Origin of the sequence: Dolichospermum sp. UHCC 0259, from assembly GCF_009711935.1 — a bacterium.
Lineage (GTDB): Bacteria > Cyanobacteriota > Cyanobacteriia > Cyanobacteriales > Nostocaceae > Dolichospermum.
Map to the genome: position 1 here is coordinate 8,220 of NZ_VIKX01000007.1, position 22,926 is coordinate 31,145.

22 protein-coding genes are annotated in these 22,926 nt (G+C 37.5%); 11 read left to right on the top strand and 11 right to left on the bottom strand.

Translation table 11 applies throughout. The features are described from left to right. Positions 1-75: 75 nt before the first annotated feature. From FJR05_RS00900 to FJR05_RS00940, 9 genes are all read right to left on the bottom strand, one after another. Complete coding sequence (locus FJR05_RS00900) at positions 76-501, bottom strand: anti-sigma regulatory factor (RefSeq protein WP_168642379.1); 426 nt, start codon at positions 499-501, stop codon at positions 76-78. A gap of 3 nt (positions 502-504) precedes the next feature. Next, positions 505-2,157: a SpoIIE family protein phosphatase gene (locus tag FJR05_RS00905; RefSeq protein WP_168642380.1), complete on the bottom strand. Its 1,653-nt coding sequence runs from the start codon at positions 2,155-2,157 to the stop codon at positions 505-507. A gap of 423 nt (positions 2,158-2,580) precedes the next feature. Next, a complete protein-coding gene (locus tag FJR05_RS00910) occupies positions 2,581-3,255 on the bottom strand; it encodes a response regulator transcription factor (protein WP_168642381.1) in 675 nt (224 codons plus the stop codon). Between the two features lie 98 nt (positions 3,256-3,353). Continuing rightward, positions 3,354-4,469 carry an LptF/LptG family permease gene (locus tag FJR05_RS00915; protein WP_168642428.1) on the bottom strand — a complete coding sequence of 372 codons (1,116 nt, stop codon included), beginning with the start codon at positions 4,467-4,469 and terminating at the stop codon, positions 3,354-3,356. A gap of 104 nt (positions 4,470-4,573) precedes the next feature. Beyond that, the gene (lptB, locus tag FJR05_RS00920; RefSeq protein WP_168642382.1) at positions 4,574-5,302 is read right to left on the bottom strand and encodes an LPS export ABC transporter ATP-binding protein; all 729 of its coding nucleotides are present in this window, start codon (positions 5,300-5,302) and stop codon (positions 4,574-4,576) included. A 10-nt stretch (positions 5,303-5,312) separates the two neighbouring features. Then, positions 5,313-5,807: an LptA/OstA family protein gene (locus FJR05_RS00925; protein WP_168642383.1), complete on the bottom strand. Its 495-nt coding sequence runs from the start codon at positions 5,805-5,807 to the stop codon at positions 5,313-5,315. A gap of 206 nt (positions 5,808-6,013) precedes the next feature. Then, positions 6,014-6,406, bottom strand: coding sequence for a DUF309 domain-containing protein (locus tag FJR05_RS00930; RefSeq protein WP_168642384.1), 393 nt, complete (start codon positions 6,404-6,406; stop codon positions 6,014-6,016). Continuing rightward, positions 6,403-6,768, bottom strand: a complete 366-nt coding sequence (locus FJR05_RS00935) for a ferredoxin thioredoxin reductase catalytic beta subunit (protein ID WP_168642385.1) — start codon at positions 6,766-6,768, stop codon at positions 6,403-6,405. The genes FJR05_RS00930 and FJR05_RS00935 overlap by 4 nt, the downstream gene beginning before the upstream one ends. A gap of 68 nt (positions 6,769-6,836) precedes the next feature. Then, the gene (locus tag FJR05_RS00940) at positions 6,837-7,994 is read right to left on the bottom strand and encodes a DUF58 domain-containing protein (protein ID WP_168642386.1); all 1,158 of its coding nucleotides are present in this window, start codon (positions 7,992-7,994) and stop codon (positions 6,837-6,839) included. Positions 7,995-8,191: 197 nt separating this feature from the next. Between FJR05_RS00940 and mtnA the strand changes: the two genes are divergently transcribed. The 9 genes from mtnA to FJR05_RS00985 all read left to right on the top strand — a co-directional run bounded on the left by mtnA (position 8,192) and on the right by FJR05_RS00985 (position 18,428). Further along, on the top strand, positions 8,192-9,229 hold the full coding sequence (mtnA, locus tag FJR05_RS00945) for an S-methyl-5-thioribose-1-phosphate isomerase (RefSeq protein ID WP_168642387.1): 1,038 nt from the start codon (positions 8,192-8,194) through the stop codon (positions 9,227-9,229). A 74-nt stretch (positions 9,230-9,303) separates the two neighbouring features. After that, the gene (locus FJR05_RS00950) at positions 9,304-10,362 is read left to right on the top strand and encodes a hypothetical protein (RefSeq protein WP_168642388.1); all 1,059 of its coding nucleotides are present in this window, start codon (positions 9,304-9,306) and stop codon (positions 10,360-10,362) included. 99 nt (positions 10,363-10,461) lie between these two features. After that, complete coding sequence (locus FJR05_RS00955) at positions 10,462-11,052, top strand: 4Fe-4S single cluster domain-containing protein (RefSeq protein ID WP_168642389.1); 591 nt, start codon at positions 10,462-10,464, stop codon at positions 11,050-11,052. 5 nt (positions 11,053-11,057) lie between these two features. Beyond that, positions 11,058-11,822: a GTPase domain-containing protein gene (locus tag FJR05_RS00960; protein WP_168642390.1), complete on the top strand. Its 765-nt coding sequence runs from the start codon at positions 11,058-11,060 to the stop codon at positions 11,820-11,822. 13 nt (positions 11,823-11,835) lie between these two features. Next, positions 11,836-12,735 carry a hypothetical protein gene (locus tag FJR05_RS00965; RefSeq protein WP_217385498.1) on the top strand — a complete coding sequence of 300 codons (900 nt, stop codon included), beginning with the start codon at positions 11,836-11,838 and terminating at the stop codon, positions 12,733-12,735. Next, positions 12,719-13,630 carry a hypothetical protein gene (locus FJR05_RS00970; protein WP_168642391.1) on the top strand — a complete coding sequence of 304 codons (912 nt, stop codon included), beginning with the start codon at positions 12,719-12,721 and terminating at the stop codon, positions 13,628-13,630. The genes FJR05_RS00965 and FJR05_RS00970 overlap by 17 nt, the downstream gene beginning before the upstream one ends. A gap of 12 nt (positions 13,631-13,642) precedes the next feature. Beyond that, positions 13,643-15,973 carry a hypothetical protein gene (locus FJR05_RS00975; RefSeq protein ID WP_168642392.1) on the top strand — a complete coding sequence of 777 codons (2,331 nt, stop codon included), beginning with the start codon at positions 13,643-13,645 and terminating at the stop codon, positions 15,971-15,973. A gap of 21 nt (positions 15,974-15,994) precedes the next feature. Continuing rightward, complete coding sequence (locus FJR05_RS00980; protein WP_168642393.1) at positions 15,995-17,095, top strand: hypothetical protein; 1,101 nt, start codon at positions 15,995-15,997, stop codon at positions 17,093-17,095. After that, positions 17,037-18,428: a vWA domain-containing protein gene (locus tag FJR05_RS00985; protein WP_168642394.1), complete on the top strand. Its 1,392-nt coding sequence runs from the start codon at positions 17,037-17,039 to the stop codon at positions 18,426-18,428. Before FJR05_RS00980 ends, FJR05_RS00985 begins: the two co-directional genes overlap by 59 nt. Positions 18,429-18,496: 68 nt before the next feature. On the opposite strand, the gene FJR05_RS00990 is transcribed toward FJR05_RS00985, so the two are convergent. After that, complete coding sequence (locus FJR05_RS00990; RefSeq protein ID WP_168642395.1) at positions 18,497-19,435, bottom strand: hypothetical protein; 939 nt, start codon at positions 19,433-19,435, stop codon at positions 18,497-18,499. A 30-nt stretch (positions 19,436-19,465) separates the two neighbouring features. On the opposite strand from FJR05_RS00990, the gene FJR05_RS00995 reads away from it, so the two are divergent. Both FJR05_RS00995 and FJR05_RS01000 read left to right on the top strand, forming a co-directional pair. Then, positions 19,466-19,975 carry a hypothetical protein gene (locus tag FJR05_RS00995; protein ID WP_168642396.1) on the top strand — a complete coding sequence of 170 codons (510 nt, stop codon included), beginning with the start codon at positions 19,466-19,468 and terminating at the stop codon, positions 19,973-19,975. A gap of 14 nt (positions 19,976-19,989) precedes the next feature. Beyond that, positions 19,990-21,624: an AAA family ATPase gene (locus FJR05_RS01000; protein ID WP_168642397.1), complete on the top strand. Its 1,635-nt coding sequence runs from the start codon at positions 19,990-19,992 to the stop codon at positions 21,622-21,624. Positions 21,625-21,657: 33 nt separating this feature from the next. Here the strand turns inward: FJR05_RS01000 and cbiE are convergent, their stop codons facing one another. Further along, complete coding sequence (gene cbiE / locus FJR05_RS01005; RefSeq protein WP_168642430.1) at positions 21,658-22,866, bottom strand: precorrin-6y C5,15-methyltransferase (decarboxylating) subunit CbiE; 1,209 nt, start codon at positions 22,864-22,866, stop codon at positions 21,658-21,660. Between the last annotated feature and the right edge of the window lie 60 nt (positions 22,867-22,926).

A 22,926-nucleotide genomic window follows, 5' to 3' on the forward strand; every position in this document is an offset into this window, starting at 1 on the left:
AAGTGGGGGAAGTGGGGGAAGTTGGGGAAGTTGGGGGAGAAAGAATTTTCCTAATGACAACTGACCACTAACAACCTACGGAAATAGTTCTGGGAGAGTTGTTTCTAGTTTCAGACAATTAGCGCCATTCACCTGTAATTGATACTCTACCTTATCCATTAGCCGATTCATAATTAACCAACCATAACCACCTTCTTGCTTTTCTGTAGGGTTGGGAGGAAAGTAAGTAGATAAATCAAAACCTTCACCATAATCCCAAATCTCGATAGATAAATCTCGGTCTTTCAGTTCTAACCGCAGTAAAATTGTCAAGCCAGGTTTGTTTTTATGGGCATGACGCACAGCATTAGAATATGCTTCCACTAAAACCAAGCGTAAGCGACTTGATTGTTTTGTCCAATCAACAGATTCCCCTAATTGTAATTGTAAGCATCCGAATAACCATTGTTCTACAATGTTGATAAAACCTAGATCGCTGGGAACATGAAGTTCACTTTTCATAACCTATAGAACCTCTAAAGACAGTATAGTTTGATCATCTTCTTGAACATCGTTATTGGTTTGAATAAAAGCTAATAGATTATCAAGATTCAGAGGTTGAGATTGTTTTTTTATAAGTTGCCATAGACCCTCTTGGTTGAGCATAGAACGATGATTTGTTCTCGAACTATCTAAGGTTTCCCAGACAGTTGCTTCTGTAATGCCATCACTAGCTAGGAGTAATGTGTCTCCAGAAGAAAGCATCAAATGTCCAGATTCAGCCTGCCATTTAGATATTATTCCCAAAGGAATACTGCGAATTTTCAGATAGTGAGGAGAATCATTCAAAGTCAATTGTTTTGACCAGACAAAAGGATAAATATGTCCAGCATTAGCATAGACAAGTTCTCTGGTGCTTGGGTGATAACAGGCTAAAACCATTGTGATAAAATAATTGCTGCTCATTAAGTCGTCTCTCAGGGCAGAATTTAGATTCTGCATGATGATATTTGGCTCTACTGGTACTTCTTGACAGAGTTCCCGCCGCAGCAAAGAAATCGTACTAGCCATAAATAAAGCCGCCGGTACTCCTTTACCAGAAACATCACCAACTGCTAACCACAAATCACCATTAGGATGAACAAACACTTCAAAAAAATCACCTCCTACCTCTCGTGCTGGATAGCAACAAGCTTGGACTTTTACACCTGCCATTTCTGGTAAAGTTTGCCGCAATAAATTATGTTGAATTTGGCGGGCTACTTCCAACTCTAGGTGAATTTGTCGTTGTTTTTCTTGCAAACTCTGATAGAGTTTGGCTTGAGAAAGGGCTAAGGCTGCTTGTTCTGCTACACCTGTAATCAGTTGAATATCTTCTTGCTGCCAAATGTGATCACTTCCTAATTTACAAATAGCAATAATAGCTAGTAAATGTTGTTGATAAATGAGGGGAACTACTAGATTTTGACAAGGGATATTTTCGTAGATATCGTCTTTTATTTGATAATGGTGAGTTTGAAAAACTTCGCTGATTAAATCACTAAGATCCGGAATTAAATCGCAGATTTCAGATTGAGAACTTTGATAGCAAAATTGCTTTTCGGTTAGTAAATTATCTTCAATTGGTTTGAGTAAACAATAATGAGCCGCAAATGTTTCTCCAATTGTGGTAACAATTTTTTGCAGCATATTGTCATAGTCTAAGGATTCTCTAATTGCTGTTGTTACGGCATTAAATAAAGATTCCCTTCGCAAAGCACGAGATAATTCTGCTACTCGTTTTTTAACTAAGCGATAGGTATCACTAGCTTGATTAACTAATGTTTGGAGTTGGTTGGGATTCCAAGGTTTTGTAATGTATTTAAATACTCGACCTGAGTTAATTGCATCTACTAAATCTTCTACATCAGTAAAACCTGTGAGCAAAATCCGAATTGTATCAGGAAACCGCTCCACTGTCAGACTTAATAGTTCACTCCCGTTCATTTCGGGCATTCTTTGGTCGGAGATAATTACAGCCATTTCACCTTCTTTTTCTAAGATAGCTAAGGCTTCAGTGGCATTATTAGCTTTATAAACTTTAAAATCTTTCCAAAATGTGCGATAGAGTAAATCTAAGTTATCTAGTTCGTCATCTACGACCATGAGCTTGAGCTTATCTAACTTTTTTCCAGCCATAAGGTGTCCTTAATTTAATAACTATCAGATATAGTGATCAGATTTGATTTATGAATTTTTCGTAGAGGCAGGGAACAGGAAAGAAGGGTTTCAGTATGTACTGCGTTTTGTTCAATCATCAAATAGGACTCCTATAGGATACGGAATTGTAAATAAGAGAAAGTTTGAAAGGTATCACAATTAATTTAGATCCCCCCAACCCCCCTTAAAAAGGGGGGCTAAATTCCTCAAAGTCCCCTTAGAAAGGGTGGGCTAAACTCCTCAAAGTCCCCCTTAAAAAGGGGGATTTAGAGGGATCTACAAGTGTTAGATCACACGAGAAAAAGTTTTCAAACAACCTCTAGGAGAAAGTTTTAATTTTTTGGATTTCCTTTTCTTTTTCCCCGATTCCTGACTGCTGACTAAAACCTATTTAAATAGAATTTATGTAACCAAGCCAGAACGCATAGCAATTATTGCTGCTTGGGTACGGTCATTAGCACCTAGTTTGTTCATAATATTGGCAACGTGAGTTTTTACAGTTCCACTTGCAATATAAAGTTTCTTGGCGATATCATTATTACTAAAACCTTTGGTAATCAATTCTATCACTTCTAATTCTCTATCTGAGAGAATACCAACTTTAACAGGTTGTTTTTGATCATGGGATTTAAGAGAATTTGGTTTCTGATTGGCCTTTTCTACAATAATCCTGGCAATCATTGGATCAATCCAAGGTTTTCCCTCAGCAGTTACCCGGATAGCATTCAGTAAGTTATCAAACTGGATATCTTTCATACAGTAAGAGTCTGCACCGGCGCTAAAGGCTGAGAGTACGGATTCTTCATGATCAGACAATGTTAAAATTAATACTTTTGTATTTAATAACTGTTGATGATTCGCTTTAATTTTCCTGGTTAATTCAATTCCATCTTGATCTGGTAAACCTATATCCACAATCGCCACATTTGGCTGGAGCTTTTTTAACATTATTAACCCATGACGGGCATTGTTAGTTTGTCCAACTACTTCAATTTCGTCTTTTCGTTGTAATGCTGTGCAAATATAGAATCGAGTCAGTTCATCGTCTTCAATGATGACAGTGCGGATTTTACTCATATACAAATGCTGCTAGATACTAAATAATATAACTTTTTGTTGACTAAATTATTACTCCTACCTCCTTCTTTTTTCTTCCTCCTGACTCCTGCTGTATATTAACGCCGAGCTACTCGCAATAATAAAAATAAACCTGTAGCTAATCCAAATAAATTGGGCAACCAAGCACCAATTAAGGGTGAAAGGATACCAGCTTGTGCTAATGCTCCAGAGACGGATAGGAGCAAATAGTAACTGAAAATTACAATTACGCTAATACCAAAACTTGTCCCCCGTCCAGTGCGTTGAGGGATGCTACCCATAACTGAACCAACTAAGCCAAAAATAACGCAAATAAAGGGAAAGGCGATTTTTTGTTGGATTCGTACTTGGAGTTTACGAATTTTTTGATCGTTCCCACCTAAACGTTCTATTTCTAATTGTTCTAAGGCTTGGGAGATATTCATTTCGCCGTAGTCTCGGCTATTTTCGGCTAAGGTTAAAGGTGTGCGAGGAAGTTGTACTTGCTGATGTTCAAATCGTAAAATATTCCGATATGAGCGATCTGTTGCTACTAAATAGATAGTGCCATTGTAAAAATCCCAAACTTGTTTTTGAGTGTTCCATTTAGCTGATTCGGAAACAACAATTTGATCAACTCCACCTCGGGAACGATCTATAATTGTTAAACCGTTCATTTGCTTACCATCAAATTGGTCAGCATAAAATAAGCGAGAAAGGATCTTTTTTTGAGTACCATCTGCTTCTTTAAATTCTCGATATTCAGGATAGTAAATATTTTGTTGTTTAAAGGAAGGTTGGTCGGATTTGAGTGCTTGTTCTAGGGTGATGGTGGCTTTGTAATTGGCAGCGGGGGCAATTTGCTCATTAAATAAATAAGTGATGAGAGTGACTCCAAAACTTAACACGACAGCCGTTAAAACCATGCGATAAACACTAACACCACACCCACGTAAAGCAATTAATTCACTTTCGCTAGAAAGGCGACTATAGGTCATTAAAGTAGCTAACAAGGTGGACATGGGGAAGGAGTACACCATGACATAAGGTAGCTTTAAGAGAAAAATTTCTAGGGCGATATTGAGAGGTAGACCTGATTCTACGACCTTGCGGAGTAATTCAAATAAACTATCAATTGCTAAAACTACAGAAGTAAATGCACCAACACCAAATAAAAATGGGGAAATTAATTGCATCGCTAAATAGCGATCCATGATGGAAAATGAAAATATGGAAATTAAATTAGAGAAGGGGTTAATTTGTTTAGATATCATGATTATGTTTCGCGCAGAGACGCGAAGGAGCAAAGGCGCAAAGTTTAAACTGCGAAATTATCACCTAAATAATATTGTCGCACCAAGGGGTTGTTATAAAGTTCGTCGGAGTTGCCAAAAGCCAGAATTTGTCCTTCTCGCATGATATAACCACGATCTGTTATGGCTAGGGTTTCGCGGACATTATGATCGGTGATTAAAATGCCCATACCGCGATCGCGCAATTGACTGACAATCTCCTGAATTTCCGATACAGCAATGGGATCAACTCCCGCAAAAGGTTCATCTAAAAACAGGAATTTGGGGCCTTCTTTACCTGCTGCTAAAGCTCTCGCTAATTCTGTGCGTCGTCGTTCACCACCAGAAAGTTGAATCCCTTTACTCTCAGCTACCTTTTCTAAGCGAAATTCTTGTAATAAGGTATGTAGTCTGTGTCTCCATTCTCGCCTGGGAACTTGAGTTTGTTCAAATACTAGAAGAATATTTTCTCGCACTGACAACTGACGAAATACACTTGCTTCCTGAGCTAAATAGCCAATACCTAATCTAGCCCTTTTGTGCATGGGAAAATTAGTAATATCTAAATTATCTAACCACACTTTGCCATGATTCGGTTTTTCTAAACCTGTGGCAATATAAAATGTTGTGGTTTTCCCCGCACCATTAGGACCAAGTAAACCGACAACTTCCCCCTGGCTAACGGAAAGGCTAACACGATTCACAATTAATCGTTTACCGTAGGATTTGTGAATATTCTCTAAAACTATTTTCACTATTGAGATGCTAATTAGAACGTTTTAGGGCTGGAGTTTTTGGGGCTGGTTTGGTAGTTTGTCTACTAGGATTAGAATCTTCTATCATATATATAGATTCTACCTGACGATTAGATTGGGGTAAGGCGATGAATTTGCCTTCGTCAATTAAATAGGTGACTTTTTCGGCACGAATACTATTACTACCCTGTTGTAAAATGTAAACATTACCACTGAAATCAATCCGTTTTTCTTTGCTAAAGTATTGAGCCTGAGCAGATGTAGCTTGAATTTGGCGAGCCGGGTAGACCATTTGCACATTACCACGAGCCGTAATTACTTGAGTTTTCGCGTCATATTCTTGGGTATCAGAGCGAATAGTCAGGGGACGATTTCCCCCAGATTGGGCTGTGGCGGGTTGCAATTGGGTGGACAATACTCCCACACCTACAAGGGAAATTGGCAGTGCTAAGGCTAATCCTAAGCGGCGTATCTGTGATTTTAGTAATTGATAACGAGGTATCATAGAAGTTAGGGAATAGGGAACGGGGAACAGGGAATAGGGCAATAAAATATCAGTCCTATAGCAAAAACGGACGATTTTTTTTTACTTTAGTTTCGCGTTGAAAATCTTTGATCAAAACTGGCAAAAATTTGTTAATTGTTACCGAATCTGACACATCTACAAAAGATTCATAAAATCCATCAGAAAAATCATCCAAATCTCATAAATCATAGTTTAGACAGGGAAATTATAGGTAAAAGCCTAACTTGATTGTGAGCTAATTCGCTATCGGCAATTTTTTCTAGGCTTTCCTGTTGTAATGTTGTTAACAAATCCACACTTTGAGTGAGTAATTCTTCCACATTAATACCGCCGTAGGTAGGTAGATAACGCCGAAGACGATTACTACCTTCGCCTAAAAGAATCATTGCGCCTCGTTGGTTATGATTACCCAGATGATACAGTCCTACAGCAATTTGAAGAATACCTTGATAAAAAGTTTTATCTGGTTCGATACTATCGATCCAGAGTGCTTCAAGGATGTCATGACAAGCATAGAACTGTCCAGCATTGAACTGTTCTACACCTTGCCAAAACTCTTCCGGCATGATTTCGTTCATCCCATACTATCCCGAACTTCTTTAATAGTATCAAGAGAAATTTCTTGTTTGTCACCGGAAAATTCATTATCAGGTGTGAGGAATAGCATACAGTGACATTCTTTGCGTTCGCGCATGGGTACGCAGGGGCAATTCCAAAAAGCGGCGTTAACTTCGGCTTCTTTATCTTCGTAGTGACGACAAGGACATAAGGGCGCACCGAGATCGTCTTTATGCTTGGCTAGTCCTTCAATGACGACTGCGGTAACGGAAGGTTCAGAACAGAAGTATGTTCCCGTCCGTTTGGCGTATTGTTCGGAAAAATGCCGCATTGCTTCTAGGCTTTTATCACTGGATTTTGAATTCACTTCTGATGTGATCATTGGTTCTGCTGTTTATAAATTTCTATGTTTCTTTGCATTGTACATCAGGCTCAGTGTGAGAAATCGCTTCAAAATAAACTGAGGGCTTTTTGGAGTTGGGGTTGGAGTTCTTGTTCGTTTTGGACGATGATGCCGGGATATTCCCGATTAATGACGATTTCTGTGGCTGATTCTGGATTTTGCCAAAGTAGCCAACGACTACCCGCAGGTAAGGAAGATGTGGTGTAAGAGTTTTGGGTTAGCCAAATGAGGGGGCAATGATCTGGTGGTAGGCTGTTTTTTTCGATGGGGTTGGTGGCTGCTAGGGTTTCCAGAACGGAGATATTACCTGTTGTTAAACCTGTGCCTGATGTCCATAGTTGCACTTGCAGTTTTTGTTTTTGGGCATAAAAATACAGGGAAGCGGCGGCAATGACGGCTTGTTCAAATAATTCTTGTTGCCATTGGAAGGAACTATCTATGGCGATAATAATTTCTTGTCCGCCGGTGATTACTTCTAATTCTCTGACTCGTAATTCGCCATAGCGAGCGCTCGTCCGCCAATGAATTAACCGGGTAGGATCACCGATGCGATATGGACGCAGCGATCGCACTAATCCCGTTGTTGCCATCTGTAAGGGTTTACCACGCGGATCTCCTCTTTGGCTATCATCTTGTCCAATTTCATCAATTAAGGGGCAGGTAGTCAGGGGTAAAACGGTGGGATAAACAATTGCCCTAGCTTCACACTGACGAGGACGACGACAGGAAAATAAACCCCAGGGCGCACCTGTGACTAATTCTACTGTGTGCCAGCGGTAAACCCCTCGTTGTTGGGTAGGGTGATAATAGGTCCAGTGAAAAGTCTCTTGTGGTGCAAGTGCTTCAATATTTTGCTGGACTGGTTGACCCAGAATAAATGGGAGAATGTCTCTAATTTGTAATAAACTGCCAGATTGCTTTTTCTGATTTTGAATTTCTATGGCAATTTTCAGTTCATCACCGGCGGTTACTGGTGCAATAGGACGACGTTTGACAATTATACCTGTGAGCGATCGCGGCGCAACAAAAGCTGACACCCCCAAAAGAGCAAAACTGACTCCACTAATCACATACAGCCAGCCAGCCATTGTATTAATCCCTGCACCCAAGTAACATAGAGCGATTCCCGCCAACACCCAACCGCCATAAACAGGTGCAGCAGCGTGGGTTTCTAGCCAATTGTTGATTTTTTTGGTAATTTTCATCTTTCTTTTTTAACTTAATGGGGAATAGGGAATAGGCAAGAGGGAATAGGCAAGAGGGAATAGGGAATAAATTTGTTTAATAATGATTGAGAATTACATCTAAAAAGCCCTTGTCATTAATTGCCACGGACAACTGACCACTGACCACTGACCACTGACCACTGACCACTGACAACTAACCACTAATAATCAACAATATGGTTTATCCCGTTATTTGGCACAATAATTCAGTCTCACTCATTGATCAAACTCGCTTACCTAATGAATATACAGTAGTGGAGATTCACCGCAGTGAAGATATGGCACAAGCCATTACCACCATGATTGTTAGGGGTGCGCCGGCGATTGGAGTTGCGGCAGCTTATGGAATGTATTTGGGTGCAAGGGAAATTGAAACGAGCGATATTCAAGAATTTTTAACTAAACTGGAAATAGTCGCTAATTTATTGCGTTCTACCCGTCCCACTGCGGTAAATTTGTTTTGGGCAATTGGCAGAATGATGCAAACAGCCTATGAAACAGTAGGAACAGTCGCAGAAATTCAACAAACCCTTTTAGAAACCGCCCAAAAGATCAATGCCGAAGATTTGCAAACCTGTCAAGCGATCGGTGATCATGGTTTAGCTGCATTACCGAAAACCCCAGACAAACTAATTATACTCACTCATTGCAACGCTGGGGCATTAGCCACCGCTGGTTATGGCACAGCTTTAGGTGTAGTCCGTTCTGCGTGGAAAGAAGGACGTTTAGCCAGAGTATATGCAGACGAAACCCGTCCCCGGTTACAAGGTGCAAAACTCACCGCTTGGGAATGTGTCCAAGAAGGGATTCCGGTGACAGTAATTACCGATAATATGGCCGCCCATTGCATGAAACAAGGTTTAATTGATGCTGTAGTCGTGGGCGCTGATAGAATAGCTGCTAATGGTGACGCTGCCAATAAAATCGGGACTTACAGTTTAGCTATTGTGGCTAAAGCTCATAATATTCCTTTCTTTGTCGCTGCACCTTTATCTACAGTAGATTTTCAATTAACTGATGGTAGTCAAATTCCCATTGAAGAACGTCACCCAGGGGAAATCTATCAAATAGGTGAAACTATCCTCACGCCTCCAGGTGTGGAATTTTATAACCCGGCTTTTGATGTCACCCCTGCGGATTTAATTACCGCCATTATTACGGAAAATGGGGCTTTTTTGCCAGGGGATTTATTAAAGGCTAAAAAGGTGCTTTAATTTTAACAGTGACAAGGGTTTAGCAATGCTAAACCCTTATTTTATATAGCAATAAAGTGTATCAAGTAAGAACTATGAGTGGACAAAAAACATTTAGCGTCACTGCTGGTATTTCTACAACATCACAACCCAGTTTATTTGATGGTGTAGCTTCTGCATTGCAAGCATATCAAGAACGTCAGCGTCAGGAAAGGGAAGCTGCTATCAAAAGAGAGCAAGATATACAACAAAAAATTGCTCAATTTCGTTCTGGTGCTACTAGAAAAAAGATTGTTATTCAAGAACCTGAACAGGTTAACTTAATAAATGCTGAGGTAAATCAAGCCTTATCTCAGGATGCACAAAGACAAATGCAGAATCTAAAAATGCAATTACCAAAGATTAAATCAGAATATCAAATTTTAATTGATCGGCAATTATTAGATTCTGCAAGTGTGCAACAAGCTATTCAGAAGACGGAAAGGGCATTACAAAATAATAATTTAACTGATGCTCAAACTTATTTGCAAACATTAGATGATGCGCGGATTCAGGTGATTCAACAACTCAAAGTAGAGTGGACAGAACAGTTTGAATTTCTGCAATCTAGACTCAATAATTTACAGTCAAGTCTTCCTAATCATATTACTCAACAATTACAAATCAAAATAAATGATCTGTGTAATAGTTGGCAGAGTATTTCTGATGAAGAGATAGAAATTTTCCATCAAGAAATTAGTAGGTATGAATCTCAAGCAGAGCAAGTTTATACTGCGGCGAAAAATTTAGTAGCATCTTGGCAACAAGTTGGTTATGTTGCCAAAATTACGGAAATTAATGATGGTGATGTAGTTATTAATATCGAAACCCATGAGGGAGTAAATACGCAAATGCGAATTCAGTTTGATGGTCAACAAATTGATTTAGCTGGTCCTCATGATGAAGAAGGTGATTCTTCCTGTTCTAGTCGGACTTTTGATGTGATTGAACTGTTTCAACAGCAAGGTTATCAGGTGGAATGGACAGTATGGAATGGTGAACCTGTGGACAAAGAATGGCGGAATGTGGATATGGGGATTATTTCCGTAAAAACAACTATGGAGTCTGATTTTAATAAAATACCTGAGCGACGTTCTGAAAGTATCGGCGATTAGAAGCGATTAGAAAGATGCCTCCGGCTCCCGTCAGGGATACGCGGCTACACAGGCAAAACCCACCTACGTGGGTTTCAATCTCTTAATTTAAGATGGTAAATGATGACACAACCGCTATTGCTAAATATAGCCACTTGGCTGCCTCGTTCTTGTGCTAATGGTCCAGGAACTCGGATGGTGATTTGGGTGCAAGGTTGTCCTTTTCGGTGTCTAGGTTGTCAAAATCCTGACTATTTGCAGTTTAAGTTAAATCAGGTGGTGACTGTAGAGGAAATGTGGCAAAAATTCCAAGAATTACCGGATTTAGCGGGTATTTCCATTTCCGGTGGTGAACCTTTTGCTCAAGCTGTGGCTTTGGCAGATTTAGCACGTCGCGTCCAATCCGTAGGTAAGACGGTTGTTTGTTGGACAGGGTATCAACTACAACAACTTCAATTCAATAATATTCCTGATAGTCAAAGGTTACTAAATCATATAGATTTATTAGTTGATGGCTTATTTATACAACAGCAAGTTAGCGATCAACCATTAAGGGGTTCAAATAATCAAAAACTGCATTTTTTATCTGGGCGAATTGTTGAAGCTGATTTGGTGAATATACCGCGTCAGGAGTGGATATTAGGTTCGGAGACATTAACATATACGGGTTTTCCTGTGGAATACAAGCAACTTGATCAGGGTGGGGTATAAAATAGATGAGTATTGTGGTGATAGGCGATCGCAAAACCGGAAAAACCAGCATGGTCAGAGCCTTGGCTGAACATGGGAAATATGTCAAAATCAGTAATATCCTAGCCAGTGACTTATACAATCCCAGCACCAAGGAAATAGCAGGTACAGACCAATTAAATACCAAAACCTTAAACATGGAGGTGGATTTACCAGCTACCGGACCAAGACAACTAAATATTTTATGGATTGATACCCCTGGAGAGTTTTGGAGTAACCCCCAATATCGAAAAGATCATCCAGCAGCTTGGCAAGGAATGGAAAATAAAGTCAAGGAAAGTAAAGCCGTGATTTTAATGTTACCTCCTCACCAAAGTCTAGTATCTAGCCGTCTGATAAATATAGCTGCGAATCATCTTCAACCAGTTAATACATTACCAACTAGTGATCAATGGGTGAATGGTTTACAGAACTGGTTTGACTTTTTAAACCAGAATTGTCAACGAGTCAAACACATAATTATCGCCCTCCATAAAGCCGATTTATTTTGTGATGTGGAAGCAGAAGGAAAGACTTGGAGATATAACCCAAAGAGAGGCGGTGCAGCCCCTTGGTATGATTATAGTGATCATGTAGTTGAGTCATATTTTGGAGTTGCAAATCAAGTCATTCGTAAATACAAAGGAACAGAAATTGGTTCTCGGACTAACTTCTTTATTACTACTACCGAAAATCAGGAATTACTAGAATTGCCTTGGCTGTATCTTGCTCCTTATCTTATTTATAATTAACCCATAAAATCTTATGCTTGCCAAAAATTCCCAAAATAAACCTACAATTCTGAAAAAACAACAATCAGTTGGCAATGATATTAGAATCATTGGCTCTCGAAAATCCGGTAAAACCACTTATTTGGCTTCATTATTGCGGCTTCCAGAAGAGTTAAAAAAACAATTTCCTGGTTTGGAAGTTACAGCTACTTCTGATGATGCTGAAGAACTGATTGGAAAAGCTAAAAATATTCTAGAAAAAGGGGCAGTTTTTGCGGGTAATGATATTGGTGATGAACCATATTTTTCTTTTAACATTAAAATTCCCACTACTAAAAATTCACCAGGAATAACATTAGGATTAAACGTCAAAGATTACGCTGGAGAAACATTTGAATGTGCAGCTATCCCTCACAGAGCATCTGAATTTCAAGAATATGTAGAAGATTGGTTAACCGCCAAAAGTTGGATGATTATGCTCACAGATTGGGATACAAGTAATGACGCAAAACTCTATGCACCTGCTTTGAATAGGCTATTAACAGAATTATCCGAACAGGCTAATGTGAATGAAACTTTGAGTAAGTTGAGAGTTGCGGTAGTTATGAGTAAATGTGAACGGGGAGAACTTTGGCCTTGTCGTTTAGATGCCGAAGAAGATTTATTTAGAGTCCGTTTAAAGGAAACTTATAAAGTATTGAAAGACAAATTACCACCTTCCAGATTACGATTTTTCGCCTGTTCTTCCTTCGGTGTCATGGGGGATAGCTCTGGACAACATGATCCCCGTCCTAATCGTTATATACCCGATGATGGCAGTTCCGGCGAGTTTATTGCCCATTTACGAGAGGTTGATGCTTGGAAACCCTTCGGTTTAATTTCCCCACTTTATTGGTTAAGCACAGGGAGGGTATTTCATGACGAACGCCTCTAATCTTCCCCTTGACATTGGCGGAAATCAGGACTTTCGAGTGATTGGTCCCCGTCGTTCTGGAAAAACAGCCTTTATGGCGGCTCTAGCTCGTTGGCCAAATGCTAAAACAGAAAGTCCTATTCTTGCCGTTGACCCCTATAATGACGAAGCTGGGGAATTAATTAGTCTAGCTCAGGACATCTTAGAAGATGGTAGAGAGTTAGCAGGTACAGATTATGGCAGTGGAGAATCTGAGGACTTACCAACATACTCCTTACTAATTACCTTAAAGGCTAAATTTCTCAATCATCCTCTCCCAGCTTTAAGAAATCAACCTATCAGATTGCGAGTATCCTGTCGAGAATACTCCGGGGAACTGATCAAAGAATTACGAAATCTTGCCAATCCTAGCGCACATTTAGTTAATTATTTAGATGATTGTGCCACTGCATCAGGTTTATTGATACTCATTGATAGCACTGCGAATAAAATATCTGATCAAGAATATGCTCAAGCCTTAGAAAACCTGCAAAGAGAATTAAATGAGCGATTAAGTATTAATAGAGGAGGATTACAAAATTATCGAATTGCTGTAGTATTTACCAAATGTGAACAACCTCCAGCTTCAGGTTATTGGCAAGATATAGACACTTTCATGGGCTTGAAATTTCCCAGTCTTAAAAATACATTAAAGAAATGGAGTAACCTATGGGGATGTTCTACAAATTACTTTTTTGCTTCTACCTTCGGCACAAAAGGAACACCACCCAGACCAAACTTCAAGAAAAAGAATAGAGATAGTGGGGGAACTTATGGAGTAATTGATAAACCAGGAGTATGGCGACCTTTAGGTTTAGTTGCGCCTTTGTATTGGTTAGCAACATTGAAGGAAGATAATCAATTAAGAGATATTTAGGAGCAGATAATTATGTCAGGTATTCCCATTTACCAATTTTGTAGAGGATTTGATAACGTCCGTTACTCAGAAGTATATCAATGTTATGTATCCGGTGGCTATGCTTTTGAGAAAATCGCTTGCTGGAATAGGGAAGTTCCCCAAGAAATCCGTGAAGCAGTAATTAAAGATGATTTTAAATTGAATGATAATTATCCACCAGAAGATAATGATTTTGCTCTCATTGCCAGAGAAATAGATAATAAATATTCTGTTCTAGCAGTAGCGAATAGACAGTTAGATGATGGTGGTCGTCCTACTATTGGCTATAAATATTTTTGGTTAGAAAAATCATCTCCAGATGTTGATGGTATTGGGACTTTAATATATTGGTGGTCTAATCACAAAGAGCCTAAGTTTGATATGTCTGAATTAGTCGAAACATCATTACCAGAAATATTTTACTATGCTCTGGAATATCAAAAGACAAAATTTCAAGAATCTTGGTTACAAGAGACTTGGAAAACTGTAGAAAACCTATCAGAAATTCCTCATACAGTTGTAGTTACAAAAGAGCTTTGGCAGCAACAATATCCGGAATATATAAAATTACACTATCTAGCATTAGGTTTGAGTCTTCGTGCTAATCATACCAATAGCCCTAATGCTTGGGCTTGGAATGTTCAAAAATTAGCACATCCAGATAGCTTCATATCTATCTTTTATGCTACTCAAGAGGATAGACTCAGTAATATTCGTAATATTCGTAAACGTAATTTACCTGCATTAAATTTAGTATCACCACAAACACATACTCCTGATGATCCAACTCCTGATAAAGCACAACAAGAAAGTCCCACACCCCTACCTAGCAAAACTTCCAATTCAATACCATCAGCAGTGAGGGAAAATATTAAATCATGTTTATCTAGTTTGGCAAATACATTTAATCAAAATGGATTAAATCCGAAAAAAACACAAGAACTATTTGGATATTTAAGAGATTATGCAGATGCAGATTGGACTAATTGTAGAGATAAAAACACCTTAAATCACGCATCTTCCCCCTATGACATTTATCCCCAATTAATATATCTAGTTGCACCCAATAATAAATCATCTGAAAATTGGCTATTAAAAATGGTGCAATCATTAGAACTTGATACTCAACAAACATCTTCCGGTTGGATATCTACTTTAAGAAATTGGGCAAATCCATCAGAAAGCAATAGGCAATCAGATATTTCGGAATTTCAAAGAGTTTTGTTAGAAGCTATTTATGATTTAGAAGCTAGTTATGATCAAGGTAATTCAGTTATTTACAAATTAGAAAGTTCTATATATTTCGGGATTTCTTTTTTATTAGATAAATTAATAAATCCTGATCGAATGATTAATATAAATGAAGTTAAAGTAATGGCTCAAAAAATTGATTATTTATTAACACGCTCTCAAGGAATCTGGCAAACATACTTCAAAGAATATACAGAAATAATTGCACAAGTAATTTTATATCAAGAAAATATTAATTACCCATCAGTTATAACTTTTTGTCAACCAATTTTAGATATTATCCCGAATCTTAAAAATATTCATGAACAAAATAGGCGTTATCAGTATGGAAATTATAAGAGTTTAGCTATTATTTTTAGTAAAACACACAGAAAAGATTTAGCTGAATTTTTTTATCGCATGAGTGGAACTAGCGGAGATAAGATTCCCACAGATGTTCGTACTAGTCTTGACCCACAAATTAGATCACGGATATTTTATGTACCCAATCAAACAGGAATGTATTCTAATTCGTCAAATAATAGTGATTCTAATAGCGAAGGAGATCCTTCTATTGAGGAAGGAGATCGTGCTGCTAACGCTGTAATCGTAGGTGTATTTTTTTTTATTGTAGTTTTAATTTTTTTTTATATGGCTAAAGGTTTTTATCCCAAAGAAACACAACCATCTGATAATATAGATGAAAGTGAATCTACTATTTGTGAACAATCAAATGTAAATTTCTTGGGAAATTTTAAAAATTACAAGGAATGTTATTTGGAAGAAAACAAGGAAATCCCTGCTCAAGAACTGGAAAAATTTATTCCAAAAGGTTCACCAATAGAATCTAAAAAACAACATTTAGAACAACTTAAGAATTATTTTCGGAATATTGAAGATGAAGATACATTTAATAATAAAATTAAACAACTATCTAAATGTAAAAATAAACCTTCACTTGATTTTGATAAATGTTTGAATCCAGATATATTCGATTTGACGAGGCAAGAGATTCTCAAGAAGCTTCCACAACCTTTAAAAAATAACTTAGAACATCTTTTGAAAAAAGATAAAAAGAAAAGCAAAGGATAAATAATTACTCATATATCACCCATGAACAACCTCCCAATTAGAGCCAGTTTTTACGCCTTGTGCGGCATAATTTCCGCCCTACTAGGCTGGAGTATTAGTCAAATCTTATGGCAAGAAATAGGCGCTTTATTGATGCCATTTTTACCCAAAGAATTTAACATTCCTCCCTACATAATCTTATTAATCATTGTCACTCCCTGTATAGCCAGTGGGATAATAATTGCAGAAATTTTCATCAGTAACCCCACTCGCTATAAAGCTAATTGGCGACTCCTGACTCGAACATCCTTAAAAACAGTGTTTATTGTTGGTGCATTCATAGGTTTAGTTATCGGCATTTTAAACTGGATGCTACTAGCAAGTAACTGGTCAGGTGGTTCAGTCAGGATCATTTCTTGGATCATTATTGGTGCATTTGCTGGTTTAGCGGAAAGTATTAGTTGGAGTTGGCGAAGTATTGAAGGAACAGGTAGTAGAGTCACCCAACGCATTTTTCAAAGTACAGGTTTTGGTGCTGCTTCAGGATTATTAGCAGCCAGTTTTTGCGAAAGTGTAAATATAGCATTAGGTCAATATCAAGAAGCCTTTGGTTTCTTCTTATTTGGTGGTTTATTAGGATTATCTTTGTGTTTTGCAGCCAAACCCAGTTATCAAGTAGCATTGAGAGCAGGAACAGGATTTGAAGCCACAAAAAAACGCACTAGAAAATCAACCACTCAATTACAAGTTAATAATAATGCTCCCACACAAATACTTCGACCAACATTAAATAATCAATTGCTCAAATATATTCCTGATAATAATTACAAACATATAGAGGAAGGAGTTTCAATTCAATTACCAGGAAAAACTAATAAACTCATAATCATTGGTTCTGGTGATACAGCAGATATTTATATCCCTCATTTACCAGAAGAATGTGCTTCTTTACAGGTAAATTCTGATAATGTAATTATTCGTTGTTTAGCAGAAAAATCTGTGAAAGTTCAACAAAAATTTCTACCGGAAAATCAAAAAAACACCCTCAAACATAATCAAATTTTGACACTTTATCATGAAAACAATGAAGAAAAATTCTACAGATTCATTTTCTATAACCGCTTACTTGACCCCCAAGCTTAAATTAGGAATTGTTACTCTTTTACTAGGATTTTTACCATTACCAGTTTTTGCTAATTCCAAAATTGAAGTATCTCCCCGTCCTACGGATGCTGATATTGTCACCTTAAAAGTTAAAGTTGTTAATGATGATAATATTCCTATTGAGGGATTACAAAAATCTGAATTCAAATTACAAACTGCTAGAATTACCGCTAAAAGTCAAGATACTCCTATTAATCTTGACTTCTCAGAAGTGACAAAATTTAGATTAATTCCACCGGGAGAACAATTAACATCAGATCCTGCTTATGTTGTCATCCTTTTAGACATGAGTGGAAGCATGAGAAAAAAAGATGCTAGTGGAGTCAAAAAAATAGATGGTGCTATTCTGGCTATTCGAGGATTTATTCAATTAGTTCGGGAGAAAAATTTACCTGTACATATTTCCTTAGTCCCCTTTGGAGAATCACAGATTGCTCAAGATAATTATGAGGTTAACCAAGAAATTATTGCTAAAAATTTCCTACCAGCAGATTCACCAAATTTAGATAAAAGAGTAGCAGACTTAGCATCTTCTCCCACTAACGCCGGCACTAATTTATATAATCCTTTGAAAGAAGCAGTCAAATATTTAGGTGATAACTCCGAAGAATTGACAAGACAAGCAAATAGTAGCAATGACTTGAGAAAAGATGAACCACAAATTCCGCCTAAATTAGCTGTAATGTTATTGTCTGATGGTTATCACAACAGTAACCGGAAAACAGAAGACGAACAATTTACTAATTTAGAAAAAGTCTTTAAAAAATATCCGACAGTCAGAGTTTACACTTTAGGTTATGGAGAGTCTTTAAAACAGTTAAGAGATCGTGCTAATAACTGCAATATTCCTAATAGTTGGTTAGAGAAAAAAGAAGCAGTTGATTTAATTCAATCGTGTAAACTTCCCTCTGGTGACATATTCAACTATATTGTTGATCAACCAAGATTAAAACAAATTGCCGAATTAACGGGTGGTATCAGTAAATTTCCCCAAGATGCGAATGAAGCCGTCAACAGTTTAGAAACCTTTTTTAAAGCATTGCGTGAATATGAATTACAATATATTCAACCAAATGCAGCACCAGCAGAAGAATATCAAGTGCAAGTTAGTGTTAATTCCTCTAAAAGAGAACTAAATATTAATGCTGAACCTGTTAAGATCAGAATGCCAAATATATCTTTTTATAAATTACCTTTGATCCCAGATCGGTTATTTATATTAATATTAACTTTAGGTATTTCAGGAGGTGCTATACTCTGGTTTAAACGTTGGAGTCAACAACTTAAAATAGAAGCTGACCGCTGGATTTAGTCAAAAAGATCCCCGACTTCTCAAAGAAGTCGGGGATCTAAAGGATGTGAACAACCTACGAGAATGGGTTAATTAATGGGGAATTTTGCTAATAATTCCTCACGGGACAATTGAGATAAGTTGAGGAATAAATCAGTTCTTTCTGTGAGAGAAAGTTCCATAATAGAAGTAACAATAGCTAATAATTCCTCATCTAAGTTGCCAAACCGTGCTGTTAGTAAACTTCCTACTATTAACCGCAATTCTTCTTGTCTTCCCGTTTGCAGTCCCGTTTGCAGTCCCGTTTGTAGTCCCATTTGCAGTCCTTCTTCTCGCCATTCCTCGCGTTGTTTGAGATATGCTGGTGATAAAGTCATAATCAACTCCCTATCTTCATCGTTGATATTAGTGTTAATCTCTATATTTTTACGCCAAGATGCTAAAATTTCCAGTAGATAATTACGCTGGTTTTCTGTGGAAACTGTGATTAGTTCTTGTACTGCTTGTTTTTGGGTTTCCCCATTACCTAACACCCTTAACCATAGTGTATCCTGATTTTTGGGTAATTGGTTAATTGCTACAATAGCGGTTTTTTGCGATTCTCCTAGAAAATAAACTCCTGTTTCCCAATCATCTTTGAGTGTAGCTCTAAATCCATCTAATTTATTTTTTGAGCAAGTTGGTGTTAAAATCCATAAAACAGGGAACTCGGTTTCCATGAGCCGACGATCTTCTCTTTTTGCTTGTCTAAACAATTCTTCATGAAGGCTGTATAATTTCGACATACAACTTCTAATTGTCATTTCGTTGGGAGGATTACGAAAAGGTTCAAATAGACAGCTTGTAACTGCCATTTTTGCTAATAATCCTAAATCGGAAGTTACAGGTTTTAATTGATTGGGAACAAACCAAATATCTATTTCTCTAACTTCGCTTTTTACGTCTTTACCAATATCTACTTGACCTAAAGGTTTTAATAATTCCTCTAGATATTCTTTCGCAAATTGGTCATGGGCTTCTCTCGTCATACAAAATCCATAATTAATAATAGTGTTTTCATGATGTCTGAATATACTCTAATTGTCAGAATACCACAAGCAGGAAATAAGGAAATTAGCTATTCTATTACTTTGAGTACATTGTATGAAAGTTATCCTGAAGATTATTTTCGTCAGGAGAATAATCGTTCTCTGATTAGTCAAACTATTGAACAACAATCAGCTAGAATGTTAACTTCCGAAAATTTAACTGCGATAATTTCTAATTGGATTGCAGATATTAAAGTTGGTCGTCGTCGCACTATTGTAACTTTAGATTTACCTCTTGATGCTTCTATTCCTATTCAACCTGTAATTCCCATTAATAATCCTGTTTCTGTTAATAGTGTAAATAATCCTATTGTTGCTCCTGCTAAAAAACCTCTCCGTCCAGTAGTAACTCCAACTTCTGAAATAAAAACTGCAAATATCTCTACCAATAAAGTTGAAAATTCTCCTAATAGTAACACAGAAAAAACACCAGAACCAGTTACAGATATTCGGACTGATACTAACAAAGCTGATTTTTAAGGAAGTTAAAAAATATGCAACCGGAATTACCTTATTATAAATGTCAGCAAGAATTACAGGATTTATTAAAATCTCGTTATCCGTTAATTTTTTTGAGATCATCAGAAGAAAATCGCGCTATTCGTTGCACAATTGATGCTCATTCAGCAATTTTGAATAGTGAAGATATTCAAGATGGAGAATTAGCACAATGGAATAGTACAGAAGGTTTTCAACAAAGACTAGAAACTGGTGGTTCTGCAAATCAAGCACAATGGCAAAGATTAGGTAATGCTATTGATATAAATGGTAATCCAGTTTTACAATCTTTAGATATTCTTCAACGTCGGTTACAAGATCAAGTTAGTAAAAATCTCCAAAGACAACACACCTATTTATTGCCAGATTGGTCTGTTTTATTGCGTCCAGATGATTATTTGATGGCACGAAAACTGAAAGAATTAATATTAGTCATAGACCAAAAAAGACCTTTAGTAAGAATGTCTTTAATTATCATTGGTTCAGATTGGACTATTCCGACTATTTTGCGAAATATGGTACATATTATAGATTTACCTTTACCTGTGGAAGCAGAACTTTATGAAGATGTTTTTAGTGTGGCTGTAGAAAAATATGGTTTAACAGAATCAGATGCTGGAAGATTAGCGGAACAAGCTCAAGGAATGCCTTTACAAGCGGCAATTCAGGCTGCTAAATTATCAACATCTCGAAATTTATGGACAGATCCAGATGCGGCTGGACAGTTATTATTAGAAGCGAAAAAACAGGAACTTAGAAAAACTGGAGTTTTAGAATATTATGCTCCCTCTGGTCAAGGTTTGAGAGATGTGGGAGGATTAACTAAAGTTAAAGAATGGATATATAGCCGTGAGTGTTGGTTTGCTCAAGATGGACAGCCAGAATTACGTCCTCGTGCTATTTTACTCGAAGGTTTCCCTGGTTGTGGTAAAACTTTTATTGCCAGAGCGATCGCACAAGAATGGCACGTACCCCAGATTAATTTTGAAATTTCTCGGTTACAATCTCGCTGGGTAGGAGAATCGGAAAGCAACACTTTTCAAGCTCTCAGAGCCATCGAAGCATCAGCACCGAACATCCTGTTTATGGATGAAATTGAAAAGGCTTTTGCCGGTGTGGGAGGTGATAGTTCAGGAGTTAGTACCAGACAGTTTGGGACATTTTTATCTTGGTTAAATGATCACGAATATCCGATTTTCTTCATCGCCACTTCTAATGATAGAGAAAAATTACCTCCAGAATTATTTCGTGCTGGTCGTTTTGATGAAATCTTTATAGTTATGCCTCCTAATACTGAAGAAAGATATCAAATTTTACAAAAACGCACTACTGCTTATAAATTACCACCAACTCCTTCTTCCATTTTAGAATATCTTGTTGATAAAACCGCTGGTTATTCCGGTGCAGAATTAGATAAATTAGTCAGAGAAGCTATCTATTTAGCTGAATATGGACACTTACCAACAAAGACTCATTGGGAAAATGCGTTATTACAAATTAGTCCCCAATATCGGACTCCCAATATGCAGCAACTATTGCGAAAATATTTAAAATTAATAGAAGGTGGTGGTGGTAAACCTGCATCGGAATTAGAAATAGGTTTTTTAGAAAATCTGATTATTTCTATCTAGTTTTATTGGTACTTTTTTCTAAAGTTCTAATTATCAATTTTTCACTCCTATCCATTGAGTCACCGGAGACATTGCTTTCCAACCCAGAAATTTACCGATGGGTTCAGCACGTTGAATAGCAATGCGGGTAAAGTTCCCTCCCACTGTTTCATACCATTGATATAATCTTTGTTCACCTTCTAAAGTAACAACATTAACTACCATTCTGCCTCCAGGAAGCAACGCATTCCAACAATTTTCTAATATTTCCGGTGCTGTGACACCACCACCGATAAAAATCGCGTTTGGTGCTGGTAAATTGGGGATAACTTCTAAAGCTTTACCTGCCATAATTTGTAAATTCGGTGTTCCTAAAGCAGCAGCATTATCAGCTATATAATTTAGTCTAGTGGAATTTTGTTCAATAGCGATCGCTCGACATCTTCTATCACTCCGCATCCACTCGATGGAAATAGAACCACAACCAGCCCCCACATCCCACAGCAATTCCCCCGGTAAAGGTGCTAAACTCGATAATGTCACTGCCCGGACTTCCCTTTTTGTCAATTGTCCATCATGATGAAATGCACTATCAGGTAAACCGGGAAATCTCGATAAACCAACTATTCCCTTATCAGCAATACATTCCACTGCAATAGTATTTAAAGCCGCGATATTTTTTTCTTGCCAATTACTAGCGATATCTGTGATAATATTCTCATTAATATTACCCATTTTTTCTAAAACGGTAATTTGACTATTACCATAACCGCGATTTATTAAAATTTCCGCCACATTAGCCGGACTATGTTTTCCCTCACTTAAAATTAATAATTTTGCACCGGGATAAATATAAGATTGCAGTAAAGAAACCGGACGGCCACATAAACTTAAAGTTTCCACTTCTGTTAATGACCATCCTAATCGAGAACAAGCCAGACTAAAAGCCGAAGGTGCAGGAATAATTGTAATTTCCGAAATATCAATATCTTTTAAAATAGTTGCACCCACACCATAACATAGAGGGTCGCCACTAGCTAAAATACAAACTGCTTCACCTCGACAACTGATAATTTCCGTTATGGAAGTTTGAAAAGGTGATTTCCAGCAAATTTTTTTCCGGTTGTCGTCAGGGGGTAACATAGCAAGATGACGTTCCCCACCAAAGATAATTTTAGCCTTTTCCAAAAAAGCAAGAGCTATGGGACTTAACCCTGCTGTACCATCTTCACCAATACCGATAATTGATAACCATTTTTTCATAATTCGTGAGGTTGTTTGTTTTGCTGAAATATCGCTTTTCATTTTTCTAAACCCGCCTGA

What these genes read in the sequence shown, in the direction of transcription:
- FJR05_RS00915 (WP_168642428.1), bottom strand. Translation starts at nt 4,469, where the DNA reads ATGGATCGCTATTTAGCGATGCAATTAATTTCCCCATTTTTATTTGGT.
- FJR05_RS00910 (WP_168642381.1), bottom strand. Translation starts at nt 3,255, where the DNA reads ATGAGTAAAATCCGCACTGTCATCATTGAAGACGATGAACTGACTCGA.
- FJR05_RS00935 (WP_168642385.1), bottom strand. Translation starts at nt 6,768, where the DNA reads ATGATCACATCAGAAGTGAATTCAAAATCCAGTGATAAAAGCCTAGAA.
- FJR05_RS00930 (WP_168642384.1), bottom strand. Translation starts at nt 6,406, where the DNA reads ATGAACGAAATCATGCCGGAAGAGTTTTGGCAAGGTGTAGAACAGTTC.
- FJR05_RS00975 (WP_168642392.1), top strand. Translation starts at nt 13,643, where the DNA reads ATGTCAGGTATTCCCATTTACCAATTTTGTAGAGGATTTGATAACGTC.
- FJR05_RS00980 (WP_168642393.1), top strand. Translation starts at nt 15,995, where the DNA reads ATGAACAACCTCCCAATTAGAGCCAGTTTTTACGCCTTGTGCGGCATA.
- FJR05_RS00995 (WP_168642396.1), top strand. Translation starts at nt 19,466, where the DNA reads ATGATGTCTGAATATACTCTAATTGTCAGAATACCACAAGCAGGAAAT.
- FJR05_RS00900 (WP_168642379.1), bottom strand. Translation starts at nt 501, where the DNA reads ATGAAAAGTGAACTTCATGTTCCCAGCGATCTAGGTTTTATCAACATT.
- FJR05_RS00985 (WP_168642394.1), top strand. Translation starts at nt 17,037, where the DNA reads ATGAAGAAAAATTCTACAGATTCATTTTCTATAACCGCTTACTTGACC.
- FJR05_RS00925 (WP_168642383.1), bottom strand. Translation starts at nt 5,807, where the DNA reads ATGATACCTCGTTATCAATTACTAAAATCACAGATACGCCGCTTAGGA.
- FJR05_RS00990 (WP_168642395.1), bottom strand. Translation starts at nt 19,435, where the DNA reads ATGACGAGAGAAGCCCATGACCAATTTGCGAAAGAATATCTAGAGGAA.
- FJR05_RS00955 (WP_168642389.1), top strand. Translation starts at nt 10,462, where the DNA reads ATGATGACACAACCGCTATTGCTAAATATAGCCACTTGGCTGCCTCGT.
- cbiE (WP_168642430.1), bottom strand. Translation starts at nt 22,866, where the DNA reads ATGAAAAAATGGTTATCAATTATCGGTATTGGTGAAGATGGTACAGCA.
- FJR05_RS00965 (WP_217385498.1), top strand. Translation starts at nt 11,836, where the DNA reads ATGCTTGCCAAAAATTCCCAAAATAAACCTACAATTCTGAAAAAACAA.
- mtnA (WP_168642387.1), top strand. Translation starts at nt 8,192, where the DNA reads ATGGTTTATCCCGTTATTTGGCACAATAATTCAGTCTCACTCATTGAT.
- FJR05_RS00950 (WP_168642388.1), top strand. Translation starts at nt 9,304, where the DNA reads ATGAGTGGACAAAAAACATTTAGCGTCACTGCTGGTATTTCTACAACA.
- FJR05_RS00940 (WP_168642386.1), bottom strand. Translation starts at nt 7,994, where the DNA reads ATGAAAATTACCAAAAAAATCAACAATTGGCTAGAAACCCACGCTGCT.
- FJR05_RS00905 (WP_168642380.1), bottom strand. Translation starts at nt 2,157, where the DNA reads ATGGCTGGAAAAAAGTTAGATAAGCTCAAGCTCATGGTCGTAGATGAC.
- FJR05_RS00960 (WP_168642390.1), top strand. Translation starts at nt 11,058, where the DNA reads ATGAGTATTGTGGTGATAGGCGATCGCAAAACCGGAAAAACCAGCATG.
- FJR05_RS00970 (WP_168642391.1), top strand. Translation starts at nt 12,719, where the DNA reads ATGACGAACGCCTCTAATCTTCCCCTTGACATTGGCGGAAATCAGGAC.
- FJR05_RS01000 (WP_168642397.1), top strand. Translation starts at nt 19,990, where the DNA reads ATGCAACCGGAATTACCTTATTATAAATGTCAGCAAGAATTACAGGAT.